This window comes from Rummeliibacillus sp. G93 (genome assembly GCF_023515935.1).
GTDB lineage: Bacteria > Bacillota > Bacilli > Bacillales_A > Planococcaceae > Rummeliibacillus > Rummeliibacillus stabekisii.
This window is the reverse complement of sequence record NZ_CP097314.1, coordinates 2,019,999-2,033,842: the sequence shown is the minus strand read 5'-3', so window position 1 is coordinate 2,033,842 and position 13,844 is coordinate 2,019,999. Positions and strand designations below refer to the sequence as shown.

13 protein-coding genes are annotated in these 13,844 nt (G+C 39.9%); 12 read left to right on the top strand and 1 reads right to left on the bottom strand.

The window, feature by feature from the left end; translation table 11 throughout:
• Positions 1–46 precede the first annotated feature (46 nt).
• The 9 genes from M2M59_RS10155 to M2M59_RS10115 all read left to right on the top strand — a co-directional run bounded on the left by M2M59_RS10155 (position 47) and on the right by M2M59_RS10115 (position 7,568).
• Complete coding sequence (locus M2M59_RS10155) at positions 47–1,360, top strand: LysM peptidoglycan-binding domain-containing protein (protein ID WP_249774506.1); 1,314 nt, start codon at positions 47–49, stop codon at positions 1,358–1,360.
• On the top strand, positions 1,361–2,221 hold the full coding sequence (locus M2M59_RS10150) for a phosphotransferase (protein WP_066788485.1): 861 nt from the start codon (positions 1,361–1,363) through the stop codon (positions 2,219–2,221).
• Positions 2,222–2,346: 125 nt separating this feature from the next.
• Positions 2,347–2,967, top strand: coding sequence for a Holliday junction branch migration protein RuvA (gene ruvA, locus M2M59_RS10145; RefSeq protein WP_249774505.1), 621 nt, complete (start codon positions 2,347–2,349; stop codon positions 2,965–2,967).
• 19 nt (positions 2,968–2,986) lie between these two features.
• Positions 2,987–3,991, top strand: a complete 1,005-nt coding sequence (gene ruvB, locus M2M59_RS10140) for a Holliday junction branch migration DNA helicase RuvB (protein ID WP_147195788.1) — start codon at positions 2,987–2,989, stop codon at positions 3,989–3,991.
• 19 nt (positions 3,992–4,010) lie between these two features.
• On the top strand, positions 4,011–5,060 hold the full coding sequence (gene queA / locus M2M59_RS10135) for a tRNA preQ1(34) S-adenosylmethionine ribosyltransferase-isomerase QueA (protein WP_249774504.1): 1,050 nt from the start codon (positions 4,011–4,013) through the stop codon (positions 5,058–5,060).
• A gap of 3 nt (positions 5,061–5,063) precedes the next feature.
• A complete protein-coding gene (tgt, locus tag M2M59_RS10130) occupies positions 5,064–6,206 on the top strand; it encodes a tRNA guanosine(34) transglycosylase Tgt (protein ID WP_147195784.1) in 1,143 nt (380 codons plus the stop codon).
• A gap of 44 nt (positions 6,207–6,250) precedes the next feature.
• Positions 6,251–6,523, top strand: coding sequence for a preprotein translocase subunit YajC (gene yajC, locus M2M59_RS10125; protein ID WP_066788467.1), 273 nt, complete (start codon positions 6,251–6,253; stop codon positions 6,521–6,523).
• Positions 6,524–6,659: 136 nt separating this feature from the next.
• Complete coding sequence (locus M2M59_RS10120; RefSeq protein ID WP_147195782.1) at positions 6,660–6,890, top strand: hypothetical protein; 231 nt, start codon at positions 6,660–6,662, stop codon at positions 6,888–6,890.
• A 45-nt stretch (positions 6,891–6,935) separates the two neighbouring features.
• Positions 6,936–7,568, top strand: coding sequence for a DUF421 domain-containing protein (locus tag M2M59_RS10115; RefSeq protein ID WP_066788463.1), 633 nt, complete (start codon positions 6,936–6,938; stop codon positions 7,566–7,568).
• Here M2M59_RS10115 and M2M59_RS10110 read toward each other — a convergent pair.
• Complete coding sequence (locus M2M59_RS10110) at positions 7,563–9,080, bottom strand: putative polysaccharide biosynthesis protein (RefSeq protein WP_147195780.1); 1,518 nt, start codon at positions 9,078–9,080, stop codon at positions 7,563–7,565. The two genes, M2M59_RS10115 and M2M59_RS10110, sit on opposite strands and share 6 nt — an antisense overlap.
• Positions 9,081–9,163: 83 nt before the next feature.
• On the opposite strand from M2M59_RS10110, the gene M2M59_RS10105 reads away from it, so the two are divergent.
• The 3 genes from M2M59_RS10105 (at position 9,164) to M2M59_RS10095 (ending at position 13,819) form a co-directional block, all read left to right on the top strand.
• On the top strand, positions 9,164–9,463 hold the full coding sequence (locus tag M2M59_RS10105; RefSeq protein WP_066788457.1) for a post-transcriptional regulator: 300 nt from the start codon (positions 9,164–9,166) through the stop codon (positions 9,461–9,463).
• A gap of 539 nt (positions 9,464–10,002) precedes the next feature.
• Positions 10,003–12,270, top strand: a complete 2,268-nt coding sequence (gene secDF / locus M2M59_RS10100) for a protein translocase subunit SecDF (RefSeq protein WP_147195778.1) — start codon at positions 10,003–10,005, stop codon at positions 12,268–12,270.
• Between the two features lie 133 nt (positions 12,271–12,403).
• Complete coding sequence (locus tag M2M59_RS10095) at positions 12,404–13,819, top strand: S8 family serine peptidase (RefSeq protein WP_249774503.1); 1,416 nt, start codon at positions 12,404–12,406, stop codon at positions 13,817–13,819.
• Positions 13,820–13,844: the final 25 nt, after the last annotated feature.

Below are 13,844 nucleotides of genomic sequence, written 5' to 3'. Positions count from 1 at the left end.
ATTCCCGATGCTTTTCATATGGTAAGGAGACGGAAGGAGGAAAAACGTGCGCGTTCATACTGTCAAAAAGGGCGATACATTGTGGAAAATTGCAAGGCAATACGGCATTTCCTTTGAAGAATTAAAACGATTAAACGCCCATCTAGCGAATCCTGACTATATTGTTCCTGGTATGGAGCTATTCCTGCCTGAACCAAAAAAAGAGGTGCCAAAAGAGCACCACACACCGCCGGTGAAAGAAATGCCGAGAGTAAAAGAGGTGCCGCACCAACCAAAAGAGCTGCCGGTTGTCCCCCCGAAGGAACAAACGGTGTTGCCGCCAAAAGAGCACCATGTACCAAGACCGAAGGAACAACCAAAAGAGCATCATGTTCCAAAGCCAAAAGAGCAACCGAAAGTAATGCCGCCAAAGCCGCCGATGCCTGTTAAAGAAAAAGAAGTTCCGGTTCCTATTCCAGTTCCGGTACCAGTACCTCCACCGGAGCCAGTGCCAATGCCTCATCCACACCCGTTTGAAGAAAGTCGACCTGTAAGAGCTAGAGTGGAGATCATTGAGCAACATGAAGAACAATTCATCATTCAACCTAAAAGAGAGGTAGTTGAGTACAAACCAAGCTTACCTCCAGTACCGCCTGTAATGCCATACTTACCTCAACCCCCACTGCCTCCAAAATATGAAGGATGTAAGGAAGAGGTATATCAACCTTGCTACCCTATAATGCCAATGCCAATGCCAAAACCGGTCCCACATTTCTGCAGCAGTTGTGGTTGCGGAGGTGGCCATCCAATGATGCCAATGCCGATACAGCCACTTTGGCATGCACCTGCACCCCATTGGATGGGCCCAATGCAGCCACAGTGGCAAATGCCGGAATCTACAAGAGAGTGTGAATCAACAACGTTTGATCAGCATGCAGTGCCAATGCCACCACAGAACATAAGTGGCTGTAGCAGCTGTGGCGGAGGACAACAAGTGATGCCATGGCCAATGCCTGCACCGCAGTGGGGACCGCCAATGGCACAACCAATGCCACAGTGGCAAATGCCTGAAAAAACTCAAGAATGTGAATCATCTTCATTAGATACACCAAAACACCATGACTTCCATGGGCATGATTATTATGGTCAATTCCCGCAGCAAATGGAGCAAAGTGGCATGCCGCCAAATATGGCTCCTCAATATGACCAGCAGTGGCAGTTCGATCCTTATGCTATGCCTCAAGCCATGCCGTATTATCCAATGCCACCTCACCAATGGCATGGAGCTTGCAACTGTCCAGCTTGCTTATCGGCTCAAGGATACTCCTACCATCCATACTATGCGCCACAATTCCCGCAAGCGGGTTATGAGACCTATTAGTTGAACAATTTTCAGATAAAAAAAAGAATCAAAAAAAATGTTTGGCAATGTCAAGCGGGCAATAAAGAAGTAATGGTCAAAAAATATGAGCATATACTGGTTGCGAAAAAAGTGAAAGCGGTTCATGATACGCTTGCTGACATGGAATTTCCACATACGTTACCTAATACAAAGTTAGAAAATAATATTCTGACTCAACCATGGGTGAAAAACGCACGGCGATTTAACTATAAATCAAAAATAGATCGCAAAAAATCTCTTGAGCTCATTCACCAATTGCACAAAACGGGGAAGAATAATAATTGGTCTAAGGCTGATTATTATTTGCCCGCTTATGATTTGCAATTGAAATGGCAAGAACGCCTTCAGAAATTCATTATGCATATTCCACAAATCTCAATATACTTAGGCAACGAAAAATGTGACCAACTTGTTCTTTATGCAAGAAAAGCGCTCAAAGAACTGCAAAATGTAGAGCCTTTGACAAGCAAAAAAACAATTTTGCATGGGGACGTCGTTCACCATAACTTTTTAAAAGATGCCAAAGGGAAAGACTACATGATCGATTTTGACCTTTGTGCGTACGGCCACCCAGAAGAAGAGCTCATCATGTGGATGCATCGCGTTTTGCCGCATGTCCAATACAATTTAAAATCGCTCCTAAAAGAGCAGCCGTTATTATCAGACTTTCCTAAAAGCTATTTGCAAGCATTGCGTTATCCGAATGAGTTGTTGCGTGAATGGTTGTATGTAAAAACAGTCGAAAATGAAAAGCAACAAACGTTTGTGGAGGATTTATTACGCTTTACGGAAGTGGCGCTCTCTTCTTGGCCAAAATTATGGTATGATTGTGGTAGGTAAAATAATGATATTTTTATATTTTAAGATAGGTCTTTCAGGGCCTATCTTTTTTAAGGCGAAGGCGAACATGCATCCGCCGTTTAAAAGTGCTATAATGAATATCGTTACGCAAAAAGGAGAATGTTATGTACGACTACATAATTGGCACGGCTACACGTATTACCCCCGAATATATTGTCGTTGAACAGCAAGGGATTGGCTGGCAGTTATTTACGCCGAACCCGTTTGCTTTTCAAATGGACAAGGCCGATGTAAAGTTCTATACACATTTGCATGTTCGGGAAGATGCGCAGCTATTATTTGCCTTTCAATCACTAGAAGAGCGAGAGTTATTTCGAAAGCTGATTCAAGTGTCCGGTATTGGACCAAAAGGAGCGCTTGCCATATTAGCTAGTGGCAATCCACAACAAGTTATCCAGGCGATAGAACAAGAGGATGAGAAGTTCCTTGTTAAATTCCCTGGCGTTGGGAAGAAAACTGCTCGCCAAATGATACTTGATCTAAAAGGAAAGCTTGGCAGCCTGCTTGATAATATAGAATTAGCAAGTGCCCAAGATGAACTGCCACTATTTGGTATTCATCATAATAAGGATGAGTTAGAGGATGCTTTGCTAGCACTTGCAGCATTAGGTTATTCTGAAAAAGAATTAGCCAAAATTCGCATACCGCTTGAAAATAATGAGGGCTTAAATACAACAGAAGATTATATGAAACAAGCTTTGAAGTTACTGTTAAAACAACAATAACGGATAGGAGGTAAATAAAATGGAAGAACGAGTCGTATCAAGCGAAGCTACTGCGTTTGATGAAGGTTTGGAGTTGTCATTGCGCCCACAAAATCTTGCGCAATATATTGGTCAGCAAAAGGTCAAAGACAACCTAAAAATCTTTATCGAAGCGGCAAAAATGCGAGAAGAAAGCTTAGACCATGTCTTGCTTTATGGACCTCCGGGGCTTGGGAAAACAACCTTAGCCGCTGTCATTGCGAATGAAATGGGTACAAATATCAAAATGACGAGCGGTCCAGCAATTGAACGTCCTGGCGACTTAGCAGCGATTTTGAGCTCCTTAGAACCTGGCGATGTGCTATTTATTGATGAGATTCATCGTTTGCCTCGAGCAATAGAAGAAGTTCTATATCCAGCAATGGAAGATTTTTGTTTGGATATTGTGGTCGGTAAAGGGCCAGAAGCAAGATCTATTAGGTTGGATTTGCCTCCTTTTACATTAGTTGGCGCTACCACTAGGGCAGGAGCGCTATCTGCTCCACTTAGAGACCGTTTTGGTGTATTATTACGATTAGACTACTATGATGAGTATTCTTTAGCAGAAATAGTGTGCAGAAGTGCAGAGCTCTTCGATGTCGTGATTGACCAAAATGCTGCAGGCGAATTAGCAAGGCGCTCAAGGGGTACCCCGCGAATTGCCAATCGCTTGTTAAAAAGGGTACGCGATTATGCCCAAGTGATCGGAGACGGGGTAATCTCTCACTTCCTATCACAAGATGCATTAGAACGTCTGCAAGTTGATCCACTGGGACTAGACCATATAGATCATAAATTGATTGTAACTATGATCGAAAGATTCCGTGGCGGGCCGGTCGGATTAGATACGATTGCGGCAAGCATAGGTGAGGAATCAACTACCATTGAAGACGTTTATGAACCTTATTTAATGCAGATTGGTTTTATTCAGCGTACACCAAGAGGACGAATCGTTACAGCTCTAGCCTATAGTCATTTCGGTTACGAAAAAACACAAGAATCTTAATATAAAGAAGGAAAGACAAATGAAATTAGAAGACTTTGATTATGAATTACCAGAAGAATTAATTGCCCAAGTACCACTTGAAGACCGTACTTCTAGCCGGTTGATGGTATTAGATCGTGAAACAGGCGAGGTATCACATCATCATTTCAGAGATATTGTCAATGAACTCCAAGAAGGAGACTGCTTAATCTTAAATGATACACGCGTGCTTCCTGCCCGTTTGATTGGTGTGAAAGAAGAAACAGGTGCCCATATTGAGGTATTATTGTTAAAACAAACGAGCGATGATGAGTGGGAAACATTAGTCAAACCTGCAAAACGCGTAAAAGTAGGAACTGTTCTTACTTTTGGCGAGGGTCTGTTAAAAGCTACTTGTACTGGTGAGTTGGCGCATGGTGGTCGAATGTTTAAATTTGAATATGAAGGCATTTTTATTGAAATCTTAGAAAAACTAGGAACAATGCCACTGCCGCCGTATATCCATGAAAAATTAGAAGACCAAGAGCGCTACCAAACGGTTTATTCAAAAGAGCTTGGATCAGCAGCAGCACCAACAGCAGGACTTCACTTTACAGAGGAACTATTGGAGGAAATCCGACAAAAAGGCGTGAAAGTTGCATTTTTGACATTGCATGTCGGCATAGGAACATTCCGTCCAGTAAGCGTCGAGAATATTGAGGAACACGATATGCACGCTGAATTCTATCACTTAACTGAAGAAACAGCCAGCATTATTAATGAAACACAGGCTAATGGTGGACGTGTAATCGCTGTCGGTACTACTTCTACTAGAACACTTGAAACAATCGCGCATCGCAATAATGGAAATATAGTCGCTGAGTCTGGTTGGACTACCATATTCATTTATCCAGGGTTTGAATATCTAGCTGTTGATGGTATGGTGACGAATTTTCATTTGCCAAAGTCTACATTGGTAATGATGATAAGTGCCCTTGCAGGGAGAGAAAATGTTCTGAACGCTTATAAAACTGCTGTAGAAAACAAATATCGTTTCTTCAGCTTTGGCGATGCCATGTTCATCCGACCTAAAAGAAAGAAAGGAAATTAAATTATGTCTCAAGCAATTCGATATGAGCTTATTAAAACAGATAAGCAAACAGGAGCACGTCTCGGCATCGTGCATACACCGCATGGTTCTTTTGAAACACCAGCATTTATGCCAGTAGGTACACAAGCGTCTGTCAAAACGATGGCGCCAGAAGAAGTAAAAGAAATGGGTGCCGGTATTATTTTGAGCAACACATATCATTTATGGCTGCGTCCTGGCCATGAAATCATTCGTGAGGCTGGTGGCTTGCACAAATTTATGAATTGGGATCGCGCAATATTAACAGATTCTGGCGGCTTCCAAGTATTTAGCTTAAGCGATATCCGCCGCATTGAAGAAGAAGGCGTTCATTTCCGTAATCACTTAAATGGTGATAAGCTATTCCTAAGTCCAGAAAAAGCAATGGAAATCCAAAATGCTCTAGGTTCTGATATTATGATGGCATTTGATGAATGTCCTCCGTATCCTGCAACTTTTGAGTATATGAAGAAATCTGTTGAACGTACATCACGTTGGGCTGAAAGATGTTTAGAAGCGCATGCAAGACCACAAGATCAGGGTTTATTCGGTATTGTTCAAGGTGGGGAATTTGAAGAACTTCGTAAGCAGTCTGCAAAGGATCTTGTGTCGCTTGATTTCCCTGGCTATGCAATTGGTGGATTATCCGTTGGGGAGCCAAAGGATATTATGAACCGCATGTTGGAATATACAACTCCGCTCTTACCAACAAACAAGCCGCGCTACCTAATGGGCGTGGGTTCTCCTGACTCATTGATAGATGGAGCTATTCGTGGGATTGATATGTTTGACTGTGTACTGCCAACACGTATTGCCCGTAATGGTACATGCATGACAAGCCAAGGAAGACTGGTCATAAAAAATGCTAAATTTGCTCGTGATTTTGGACCGCTTGATCCTAACTGTGATTGCTATACTTGCAAAAACTACTCACGTGCATATATACGGCATCTAATTAAAGCGGATGAGACATTCGGCATTCGTTTGACAAGTTACCACAATCTGTATTTCTTGCAAGATTTAATGCGCCAAGTGCGCCAAGCAATCCGTGAAGATCGCTTAGGCGATTTCCGTGAAGAATTCTTCGAACAATATGGTTTTAATAAACCAAATGCGAAAAACTTCTAAACCTAGTATAATGAAACAGAGAGACAAAAGGGGGATTTTTGGACATGCAATTACAAGCTTTTCTACCAATGATTATTATCTTCGTGCTTATGTATTTAATGTTGATTCGTCCTGCTCAAAAGCAGCGTAAAAACACTCAAAACATGCAAAGCAACTTGGCAAAAGGAAACAAAGTTGTAACAATTGGTGGGCTTCATGGTATCGTTGAAGCCATCGATGATGCTTCAGTCGTTCTAAAAGTAGAAGATGGCACAAAAATGCGTTTTGAACGTGCGGCCATCGGCAAAGTTTTAGATGATGCAGCTGCTGTAAAGTAGTCTCGTGTATAAAACGCGTAGCTATTGGAATGCTAATAATGTAAAAAAAAAGCCTTTATTTCTTTAGAAATAAAGGCTTTTTTATTTTATACGTCGAATAATAAACATATTCATCTTTTTTAAAGGAAGCGATTATTTGCCTAAAAAACAATGGAATACTAAAAAGAAAGCACAGCAAATGGGCTATGATGATACAATTCACGAAAGATTAGCAGCTAAGCAACGAATGGCCCAAAATAGATTTGGCAATAGAAAGCCGAAAATGCCGACTAAGCCAAAGTGGGTTCGCTCTTTAGGATATATTATTTTTATTATCTTGATAGCCGCTCTCATAGTGATAGCCTTCTATATATTTTTGAATGAATAATTTTACGGGGAATGCAAAGTATAAAGAATAAAAGGGGTCATAAGATTGAACGATTTAATGGTTGTTTCTTTTCGTATGTTCCTTCTTTACTTTATTCTTATCATTATAATTAAGCTAATGGGAAAACGTGAAGTTGGCGAATTAAGTATGATTGATTTAGTCGTATTTATATTATTAACAGAAGTAGCTGCATTTGCAGTGGAGGATAAGAAGAGAAACTTTTTCGAGTCGTTGCTGCCTATGATCGTTTTGCTTGTGCTGCAGGTGGTCATTTCCTTTATCTCTCTGAAGTTTAAAAATGTTCGAGATATCATTGATGGAGATCCCACTCTCATTATTCGAGATGGGGTGCTTCAGGAAAAGGAAATGAAAAAGCAGCGGTATAATTTAGATGATTTATTTCAGCAATTGCGAGAACAGCAAATAGGATCGATCCAGAGTGTGGCCTATGCCTTTTTAGAGTCATCAGGAAATTTAGCTGTATTTAAAAAAGGTGAGATGCATCCTATATTGCCGCTCATCGTTGATGGCGAAATACAGACAAAGCACCTCATCCTTATACAGAAAGATAAATTATGGCTTATAAAAAAATTAGAGGAAGCTGGATATAAAAATCCAAAGGATATATTCTATTGCTGTTTTGAAGATGATTCCCTTCATGTTCAATTAAAATCATAGTCTTCTGCGTATTGTTTTTGTTAAGTAGCGGAAATCGTTGACGCGGATTTGGTCAGCGAGCATTAAGACAACAAAAACTAAACCAAGCGTAATAGAACAATTCATCCAAAGATTTAATTGGTCTGTCGGCAGGATGTATTCTCGGAAAATAACTATCAACACAGATGCCCAATAAGGGATAATGACTAGCTTAAAACCTGTATCCACAAATTTCTTTTTTCGAATTGTTGCAATATGCAAAAATGAAGTAATGAGTACACCAAACCCAATGGCAATAATGGCGCCGGTTTCAGCTATTTGCGGCTGGGAAGCAAGCGCGAGCATGACAACCAGCTTTCCGATGCCGCCATACACAGAATTCATCATCGCTGCTTTAGCTTCATCTAAAGCCTGCAAGATAGAATTCAGAGGGCTTTGTATATAGTAAAAGAAAAAAATAGGTGCTAAAATTTTCATATAGCCTCTGTCTTCAGATAAATTAAAAAGTTTCACGGCTAAAGCATCTCCATAAAGATAAAAGAAAACAGCGCTAAAACAACCGACGATGGTCGACAACCTAAGCGCGATATGGACTCGTTCTCTCAATAGAGAATTCTTTCCTCTTGCTACAGCATCGCTGACAGCTGGAATCAGCACAACAGCTAAGGCTGCAGGAATAAAGGCAGGGAATAATAGTAATGGTATATGAACACCTGAAATAATGCCATATTGCTTCGTGGCAGCAGCAGCTGTTAAACCAGCTATTGTAAGGGCCTTTAAAAAGACAATTGGTTCTAAAAACCAAGTAAATGAACCAAAAAGGCGACTGCCTGTAGAAGGCAATGCAATGCCAAGTATTGGTTTTGGAGAAGAGTAGCCTTTCGATCCAACAATAATTCCTTTTCTCTTCGCATGGAGGTATTTCCAGTATAAGTAAAGTAATGCTACCGCCTCAGCAAGTCCAGTAATGACCATTGCGTAAGTGGCTGTGAGCGCAGGAGATTCTTGGTTTACCCCGTAAGGCAAAAGCCATGTGATCATGGCGATGCGGATAATTTGCTCAAGTGTTTGGCTCCATGCAGTTTCACCTATGCGAGCAAGTCCTTGGAATAAACCTTTTAAAAGTGCAGACGCCATAGATAGCGGCACGGTAAATAAAGAGACATATAATAGCATGGCCACTTTTGGGTCATGCAATAAATCTTTAGCGATATAAGGTACTGCAAACATGATGATGGGGAAGAAAAGCAAAATAGATAAATAACTTAACAGCCTAGAAGTACGCATCAACTTGCTGATTTCCAAACGCTTTCCCTTTGCTTCTAATTCAGCGACAATTTTAGCGATGGCAATGGGGATGCCGAGCTGTACTAGGGATAAGAAAAAGATAAATGCGGGATAGGCGGTCATATAAACGCCGACAGCTTCTTCGCCTGCAACGCGCATAAATTGCATACGATACAAAAAACCTAATAGTTTAGATAGTAGTACGGCGCCCATCAATAAAAAGGTGCCATGAAAAAATGATGTCATAAGTTCCCTTCTTTCTATCAATACATTCTGCAAAATAGTAAATTTAAACTTGTACGTTCAAAACTTGAAAGGGCGTGAGTAGTTTGGTAGTTCAATATGAAAAACTATTTAATAAAGTAATGCCTGTGTTAGCTATGAGGAAAGCTGATTTTCGTATGGAAGGTTTAAAAAGTATTACAGAGCAAGATATATGGCGTTATTTAGTATTGAAAAAGTGGAAAAAATATAGCGAAGCAGATTTAGCTTTGCATAAGGTAATTGCAGATATTTTTTCTTTAACTGCTGCTCAGTATATGACCTTTAGCCAAGTGGAAGAACTAAAAACCTCAAATTGGTTTGCCCCAATTAATGAGGATGAATTAAAACTATTAATTGGAAGATAGATAAATGGGGTTTTATGGTTTTTATGTTTCATTTATAATGTAGAAACAAAAAATTTTATTGATGATATTTTTCCTTTATCTGTATGTCAAAATAACATGGATATTGATAAAACTCCTTCTAAAATGACAGAAAGTATCGAAGATTGATTTGACAGGTAGGCAATCGTGTTTCATAATAAACGTGTTATACATTCAAATTGAGAAAACGAAACAATAGAAGGAAAATTACAGAGAATGCTGCTTAAGTGGCGAATCAATCGCGTAATTGTGCATTTGTTTTGAACTAGGACAAACTTTTATACAAAGTAGTAATGAACAATTTACACAACCATACATAACTTATGATTCGTTTACTTTGGTCAGTAATTTTACTGCAAGTGTTTCCGCATGACTGGGTACTTTGTGCCTTTCTCAAAACAGTAAATATAAGAGTTTTGTCAAAGAAAGTGGCCCACTCATGCCCGATTGGTTCAACTAATCAATCAGTAGAGATTAAACCTTTGCTGATTAAAGTTTCACTTTATTAGGAGGAAGTTTTAATGAAATTGAAAAGCCGAATCGTCGCGTTTCTACTGATTGTCGTTGTAATCGGCTCTCTTATGGGAACGACCGTAAAAGGCGTACTAAGTAACATTAACTTAGGCCTAGACTTGCAAGGTGGATTCGAGGTGCTTTATCAAGTTGAGCCGCTGAAAAAAGGACAAAAAATCACTGAAAGTGATGTAAAAGCAACTGCTGATGCGATCAGCAGACGTGTCAATGTCCTCGGCGTAAGTGAACCGAGCATCCAAATAGAAAGCGGCGACCGAATCCGCGTTCAATTAGCGGGCGTCAAGGACCAAGAGTCAGCGAGAGATGTTTTGTCAAATCAGGCAAACCTTACTTTCCGTGACGTGAATGATAAAGTATTGCTTGATGGGAATGACCTTCAACAAGGCGGAGCTAAGCCATCTTTTGATGAACAGGGCCGTCCAATGGTTACCCTAAAACTGAAAGATCCGGATAAATTCGGACAAGTGACAAGCAAAATTGCAGCAATGGGCACACCAAATAACTTATTAGTCATTTGGCTAGACTTTGAAGAAGGCAAATCTTCTTATAAGAAAGAAGCTGTCAAAGCAGATCCTCAATTCGTTTCTGCTCCACAAGTAACAAAGGAAATCAACTCTAAAGATGTCCAAATTACAGGGAGCTTTACTGTACAAGAAACGAAAGACTTAGCAGGTATTTTGAATGCCGGTGCTCTTCCAGCGAAGCTGAAAGAAATGTACTCCACTTCTGTGGGAGCACAGTTCGGTGATGAAGCGCTAAAAAGCACGGTAATGGCTAGTATCATTGGTGTAGCAGTTATCTTTATCTTTATGCTATTAGTTTACCGTTTACCAGGTTTAGTAGCAGACATAACGCTACTGATCTTTACATTTATCACATTAGTTATTTTTGATTGGATCAATGCTGTATTGACATTGCCGGGTATCGCAGCGTTAGTGCTCGGGATAGGTATGGCAGTTGATGCTAATATCCTTATGTATGAGCGGATTAAAGAAGAACTGCGTGTCGGCAAAACAGTCAAAGCCGCATTTAAATCAGGCTCTAAATCTTCATTTACAGCTATTTTCGATGCCAATATTACGACATTGCTTGCGGCCGGCGTATTATTCGTCTTAGGTGTAAGCTCTGTAAAAGGTTTTGCGACAACATTAATCATTTCTATTCTAGTCAGCTTCTTGACTGCAGTATGGGGGACACGTGTCCTCTTAGGACTACTGGTGAATAGTGGCTACTTAGATGGAAAAGTTCGATGGTTCGGCGTCAATCCAAAACGCGTCCATAAAATTGAAGAAGGCGTGGATACACTTGATTTAACAACACGTTTTGATCGTCTCGATTTTGTGCACAACCGCAATAAATTCTTTGCTTTGTCAGCAGTTTTAATCATCGCAGGGATGATTGTGTTAGGCATTTTCCGTTTGAATCTAGGTATTGACTTCTCTAGTGGTTCCCGTGTAGAAGTTCAATCAGAACATTCTCTCACAACGGATGGTGTGGAGTCTTATCTTAAAAAGGCTGGTTTTAAATCAGATGATGTCGTAATTTCCGGTAACAAAGATCGGGCTGTCATCCGTTATAAAGATGACTTCACAAAAGATGAAGTGAAACAGATGAAAGCGGACTTCAAGAAAGAATTTGGTCATGAGCCAGCAATCAGTACCGTGTCCCCTACAATCGGTCAAGAACTGATTAAAAATGCGATCAAAGCATTAATTTATGCAGCGATTGGCATAATAATCTACGTTGCATTCCGATTTGAATGGCGAATGGGTGTTGGTGCGATTGTCTCGCTATTGCATGATGTATTCTTTATGGTGGCGATCTTTAGTTTATTCCGTATAGAAGTAGATATTACATTTATCGCAGCTGTACTGACTATTGTCGGTTATTCGATTAATGACACCATCGTTACATTTGACCGGATTCGTGAAAACTTACACCGTGTGAATAAAATTAAGAGTCCAGATGAGTTGGCGCATATTGTAAACAAATCACTTCGCCAAACATTAGGACGTTCTGTAAATACAGTATTAACTGTGATTATCGTTGTAGTTGCGTTAATGATTTTCGGCGCAAGCTCTATCACTACGTTCTCGATCGCTTTATTGATCGGTTTAATTACAGGTATTTACTCTTCCATCTACATCGCTGCACAAGTTTGGTATGTATTGAAAGTGCGTGAGATGAAGAAAAAAGGTAATGTAGATGTAGGCAAAAAGAAAAAACAATGGGGCACAGACGAGCCTGTTGTGTAAAATTTTAATCCATCCACTTGATGATGATCGTGTGGATGGATTTTTTTATATTTCTAAAAAATTTTTATAACGTTTTTACTGGAGTTGATTTATAATCGAGCTTGACGCTATACCTAAAACAGGAGACTACATAATGAAGAATAATAGATTGCTCATCAGTTTATTGACTACATTCGCGCTTTTAATTCTATGCTTTCCTTATTTAGCAAAGGCAAGCAATCCTACAACTCAACAAGCTATGATTATTTATCGCAACTCAGTTGGAGAAAAACAGGTTTTAACTGCAGCAAAACATGTAGAACAAAATTATCATCACTTACAGACAATTGCTGGCACTTTTAATAAAGCAGATATTAGGAGACTCAAAAAGAGCTCCTCAATTGTAAAAGTTGAAACAATAAAAAAAGATACACATCTCTTTTCAATGCCTGAGAAAAAACAAGGCAGTGAGATACCATCAGCACTTAATTGGAATATGTCTTTAATCCATGCAAGCAATGCATGGACGAATGGGCTTAGTGGCAAAAGTGTAAAGGTTGCACTCATAGATACAGGAGTGACTTCCAAAGTCAATTGGCCAAATGTTTACCGCTATTCATTCGTTCAGGATGTACGTTCAACTTTAATAGACGAAAGTTCTCCTTATGATAACGATGGCCATGGTACCTTCATCGCAGGCATTCTATTAGGTAATGCAAGAAATAACTTATTAGGTGTTGCGCCGGATATGTCACTATACAGTTTAAAGGTTTTTAAACCTGATGGAGCGCCCATTCAGGCAATATTAAAAGCGCTTGATTGGTCAATTGCACATAAAATAGATATTGTAAATCTATCACTTGGTATGAAAATGGATGATGCTATTTTAAGGAATGCTATTGCAAAAATATCAAAAGCAGGTATCATCTTAGTGGCAGCAGCGGGGAATGATGGCAATGGGGAAAATGTTGAATATCCCGCACGTTATAGCCAAGTTATTGCCGTCTCATCCATAGACAAGCAAAGCCGTATTTCATCTTTTTCGAACACGGGTACACAGATAGAGTTTGCAGCACCTGGTAACAGTGTTTATTCTACTGATCTTCAAGGAAATAGAAGATTAGGTTCAGGCACATCATTTGCCACGCCACATGTGACTGGTTTTCTCGCATTACTGAAGCAACAATATCCCCGCGCGACCAGTAGTCAATTAAGGAAAGCTCTACGGGACTATACGATTGATTTGGGTGTAAAGGGGAAGGATCCTTTATATGGCTATGGATTGATTGATTTCAGTCATCCTCTGCCGAATGACGTACAGGATATACAGATAAGCAATATTACCAGCTCTTCTGCAGTAGCTGTAATTAAAGCAACTAAAAGTCTGAATAGCCAAAGTGGAAACTACCGTATTTACTTAAACGGAAGCTATGTAAAAACTATCAATACAGATCGCTATAAATTCACTAATTTGAAGAAAAAAACGACGTATAAAGTGGAAATCAAGACAAGAGGGAAAGATGGAAGGCTGTCGCCTGGAGTTGAAAAGACATTCCGTACGCAATCCTAACAAGTAATTTTGGTATTGGTATAAG